The following is a 4,037-nucleotide window of genomic DNA, read 5'->3' as shown; positions in this document are numbered from 1 at the left end:
ACCGGCCTCGGCGCCGCCACCGCCGCCTTCGACGACCACGGCGAGGACTCGCCCGCGAGCGTGCCCTCCGCCGCCACCGTCGTCGACGGCGACCTCGCCACCGCCTGGACCCTGCCCGCCGTCGACGGCAGCGCCGCCGACCTGCACGGCGCCACCCTCGCCGCCTCCACCGACCAGGCCCGCGGCCACGGCTGGAAGCTCGGCGACCAGGTCAACCTGCGCCTCGCCGACGGCACCGTCACCAGCCTGCGGCTCGCCCTGGTCTACCGCACCCAGCTCGGCCTGGACGAGGTCCTGCTCAGCGGCGAGGCCGCCGCCGGCCACCTCGCCGACGCCCGCCCCGCCGCCGTCCACCTCGACGCCGAACCGGCCGACCGGCTCGGCGGCACCCTCACCGACGCCCGCGACCCCGGACCCGACCCCGGCGCCCACTACGCCTGGATCGCCACCACCACCATCCTCGGGCCCGCCCTGCTCTACGCGCTGATCGCCATCGTCAACACCATGGTGATGAGCACCGCCGACCGCCGCCGCGACTTCGCCGTCCTGCGGCTGGCCGGGACGGTGCGCCGCCAGGTGACGTGGATGGTCGCCCTGGAGGCCGTCCTGGTCGTCGCCACCGCCGCCCTGCTCGCCCTCGCCGTCACCGCGCTCACCCAGTACGGCACCACCGCGCTGCTCGACCACCGCGTCCTGGCCGGCCAGGCCGCCGTCCCCCTCCGCCTGCCCTAGACCCCGCTCGCCGCGAGCACCCTCCTGTGCCTGCTGCTCGCCGTCGCCTCCAGCGTCCTCCCCACCCGCCTCGCCCTCCCCACCCGGCCCCCGGCCCGGTAGCGCGTGCCTCCCGTCACGCCCGGCCGGGTCGGGCGTGACGGGCTGTCAGTACGTCCACGGGTTCAGCACGGTCGCACCGGTCCGCGCCAGGTGCTTGACGTTGCGGCTGACGAGCGTCCAGCCGTTCGCGATGGCCGTGGCCGCGATCAGCGCGTCGGGCGGATCGATGGTGGCACCGAGGCTCTTGAGTCGACGGTGAACGGAGAGGTATGCGGCGGCCTCCCGCTCTCCGATGACGGCGATCCGCCCCTCGTACTCCGCCCGGAGGCCGTCGAGGACCCGTCCGAGAGCGGCCTGACGCACCGGGTCGGAGACGGCTCTGACGCCTGCCTCGATCTCCGCGACGGTGATGACGCTGAGGGAGTGCTCGGTGGCCGGGACGGACCGGGCCCATGCGATGACGGCGGGGGCCGGCTTCGGCCGCGTGGTGATTTCGGCGACCACGTTCGTGTCCAGCAGATAGGTCACTCGGGGTCGCCCTCGCCGTCGTAGGAGCGCGCTCCGAACTCCAGCCCGTCGAAGGGCGTCGTCAGGAGGAAGTCCAGGAAGCCGTCGGTGCCCAGCGTCGCCCAGCGGTGCAGCATCGCGGGAAGCGCGTCGATGTCGGTGTCGGCGAGCTCGGCGTCGAAGTGTTCGACCTGGTCCTCGGGCAGTGACCCGCGGATCTCTCTGATGGTCCGCAGCGGATGGGGCTCGTCGTGCCGGTGAGGGGGCACGGGCAGGTTCGGGGCGGTACTCATGGTCGGCTCCTTCGTGCGGGTCCGAGGGACAGCGTAGGGCGACCGGGTCCATGATCGGGCTCCCCGCGGGACGGGTTGTCGGTGGGGCGGGTGATGATAGGGGCTGTTTCGAGAGGCAGGACGGAAGGACACACCTGATGAGCTGGTGGCAGCAGCCACTGGTCGGCTTCGACCTGGAGACCACGGGCACCGACCCGGCCGTGGACCGCATCGTCACGGCCGCGCTCGTGGACACCGTCGGGGCCGCCCGGGTGGACGCCGCGCACTGGCTGATCGACCCGGGGGTGCCGATACCCGCCGAGGCGGAGGCGATCCACGGGATCGGGGACGAGGTGGCGCGGAGCAAGGGCAGGCCGGCGAAGGAGGCGGTGGAGGAGATAGCCGCCGCGCTGTGCGAGCGGATCGCCGCCGGGCGGCCGGTCGTGGCGTTCAACGCGCCGTTCGACCTGTCGCTGCTCGACGCCGAGCTGCGCCGGCACGGGCTGGCGACGCTCGCCGAGCGCCTCGGGCGGCCGGTCGGGCCGGTGCTGGACGCGCTGGTGATCGACCGGGCCGTGGACAAGTACCGCAAGGGCTCGCGCACCCTGCAACGGGTCTGCGAGCTGTACGGGGTGGAGCTGACGGATGCCCACGAGGCGGGCAGCGACGCGCTGGCCGCCGTCCGGGTCGCCGTCGCGCTGGCCGGGCGCTACCCGGCCGAGGTGGGGGCGGTGCCGCTCGCGGAACTGCACCGTCGGCAGATCGACTGGTACCGGCAGTGGGCCGAGGGCCTCCAGGCCTGGCTGCGCCGCGGCAAGGACCCGCAGGCGGTGGTCGACCCGCGCTGGCCCGCCCGGTGAGGCCCGCCGGCCGCGTCCCCGACCTCACGGGACGGAGCACCTAGGCCCGCGGTCGGACACCCTCCGGCGGGGGCACGATGGCGGCCTCGGCGGTGTCCGGCGCGAGCGGGTCGTAGCGGACGGTCATCAGCTGTCCGACCCTCGGCGCGAGGTAGGCCTGGATGCGGATCGCGCAGACCAGGCTGCGCTGGACGCCGTCGGGGGTGGTGTAGCCGACGGTGAGCCGGAACTGGGGCTGGGCGTAGCCGCTGGGCTCGCCGGGTTGGACGGCGGTGACGGTGCCGGCGGTGCTCACCCCGTGGGCGGCGAGCCGGTCGGCGACCGTCCGGGCGGCGCGGTACGCGCGGTGCTGCGCGCGGAGCCGGGACTCGGAGTGGACGACCAGCGGCAGGGTGAGCGCCGCCAGGATCACGAGGGCGGGCAGGGCGGGCCGGTACGGTCCGCCGGGGCCGAAGGCCGCGCCGAGCGGCCCGAGCAGCAGGGCGAGGAACAGCACGCCGCCGGGGGGAAGCCGGTTCGGGGCCCCGGCTCCGGGGGAGCGGCCGACCCGGCCCGCCGCCAGCATGCCGGTCAGCCAGCAGAACAGGGCGCCGGCCCAGTACGCCTGGGTGGCGGCCGAGCCGAGGCAGAGCTGCTGGGTGCAGGTCTCCGGCTCCTGGTAGGCGACCACCCCGGCCGCGAACAGCCGGCCGGCCACCGCGCACAGCGCCAGCAGGAGCAGTGCCGCGACCGCCCGGCCGAAGCCCAGGCGCGGTTCCAGGTACGGGAGTTGCTTGCTCGACGGGGGACCGGCAGTCATGCCCGGAGGCTAGTGCGACGGCCGGGGCGGGCGGTACGCGCGCCCGCGGTCCGGTCGGTGAACGAGGGGGAAACTCCGCGGCGGCGGGCCCCGACGGCCCTACGCGGCCGGGAAGTCGAAGGTGTAGCCCTGGGTGACCAGCCAGGGCAGCAGCTGCTTGAGCGCGGCCACGGTCTGGCCGCGGTCGCCGCCCCCGTCGTGCATCAGGACCACGCCGCCGGGCTTGAGCTGCTTCTGCACGGCCGAGACGATCGCCGGCGTCCCCGGGCGGGCCCAGTCGCGCGGGTCGACGGACCAGCCGAGCGAGGACATCCCGAGGCTCGCGGTGATGTGCTCGTTGTCGGCGTTGAAGCCGCCGCCCGGGGCGCGGAACCAGCCGACCTCGGTGCCGGGGCCGCCCGCCTGGAGGATCATGTTCCGGGCGGCGGTGATCTCGTACGCGGCCTTGTCGTGGGGGAGCTTGGCGAAGGGCTGCGGGTGGTGGACGCTGTGGTCGCAGAGCCGGTGTCCGGCGGCCAGGATCCGCTTGACCATGGCGGGGTTGGCGGCGGCGTTCTGGCCGATCTGGCAGAAGGTGGCCTTGGCGTGGTACTGGGCCAGCAGGTCGAGGATCTGGCCGGTGGCGGGGCCGGGGCCGTCGTCGAAGGTGAGTGCGACGGTGCGGCCGCCGGAGGCGGTGGAGCCGATCACGGTGCCCGCCCCGGTGTGCGGGGGCGGCGCGGCGGGCGAGGACGGGTCGCCGGCCGGTGCGGTCGGGGTGGCCGGTGCGGTGGGCGTGGCGGAGAGAGGGGTGCCGGTGGCCGCGGTCGGGTGCGGCTTGGCCGG

The 4,037-nt window shown here is 75.3% G+C and carries 6 protein-coding genes; 2 read left to right on the top strand and 4 right to left on the bottom strand.

Annotation, left to right across the window (positions count from 1 at the left end):
- A partial coding sequence (locus AE652_RS36870; protein ID WP_049659494.1) for an FtsX-like permease family protein occupies nucleotides 1–732 on the top strand: 732 nt, incomplete at its 5' end.
- Nucleotides 733–879: 147 nt separating this feature from the next.
- Here the strand turns inward: AE652_RS36870 and AE652_RS36865 are convergent.
- Both AE652_RS36865 and AE652_RS36860 read right to left on the bottom strand, forming a co-directional pair.
- Nucleotides 880–1,302, bottom strand: a complete 423-nt coding sequence (locus AE652_RS36865) for a type II toxin-antitoxin system VapC family toxin (protein ID WP_049659493.1) — start codon at nucleotides 1,300–1,302, stop codon at nucleotides 880–882.
- Nucleotides 1,299–1,574, bottom strand: coding sequence for a hypothetical protein (locus AE652_RS36860; RefSeq protein WP_049659491.1), 276 nt, complete (start codon nucleotides 1,572–1,574; stop codon nucleotides 1,299–1,301). Before AE652_RS36860 ends, AE652_RS36865 begins: the two co-directional genes overlap by 4 nt.
- Nucleotides 1,575–1,711: 137 nt before the next feature.
- Here AE652_RS36860 and AE652_RS36855 point away from each other — a divergent pair, with 137 nt between their 5' ends.
- Entirely contained in the window at nucleotides 1,712–2,413 is a 702-nt protein-coding gene (locus AE652_RS36855; protein ID WP_049659490.1) for an exonuclease domain-containing protein, read from the top strand.
- A gap of 40 nt (nucleotides 2,414–2,453) precedes the next feature.
- Here the strand turns inward: AE652_RS36855 and AE652_RS36850 are convergent, their stop codons facing one another.
- The gene (locus tag AE652_RS36850; protein ID WP_049659488.1) at nucleotides 2,454–3,212 is read right to left on the bottom strand and encodes a DUF3592 domain-containing protein; all 759 of its coding nucleotides are present in this window, start codon (nucleotides 3,210–3,212) and stop codon (nucleotides 2,454–2,456) included.
- Between the two features lie 99 nt (nucleotides 3,213–3,311).
- On the bottom strand, nucleotides 3,312–4,037 hold a 726-nt coding region (locus AE652_RS36845), incomplete at its 5' end, for a polysaccharide deacetylase family protein (RefSeq protein WP_049659486.1).

The organism is Kitasatospora sp. MY 5-36 (assembly GCF_001182915.1).
Taxonomy (GTDB): Bacteria; Actinomycetota; Actinomycetes; order Streptomycetales; family Streptomycetaceae; genus Kitasatospora.
This window is presented reverse-complemented; position numbering and strand designations above follow the sequence as displayed.

What these genes read in the sequence shown, in the direction of transcription:
- AE652_RS36860 (WP_049659491.1), bottom strand. Translation starts at nt 1,574, where the DNA reads ATGAGTACCGCCCCGAACCTGCCCGTGCCCCCTCACCGGCACGACGAG.
- AE652_RS36855 (WP_049659490.1), top strand. Translation starts at nt 1,712, where the DNA reads ATGAGCTGGTGGCAGCAGCCACTGGTCGGCTTCGACCTGGAGACCACG.
- AE652_RS36850 (WP_049659488.1), bottom strand. Translation starts at nt 3,212, where the DNA reads ATGACTGCCGGTCCCCCGTCGAGCAAGCAACTCCCGTACCTGGAACCG.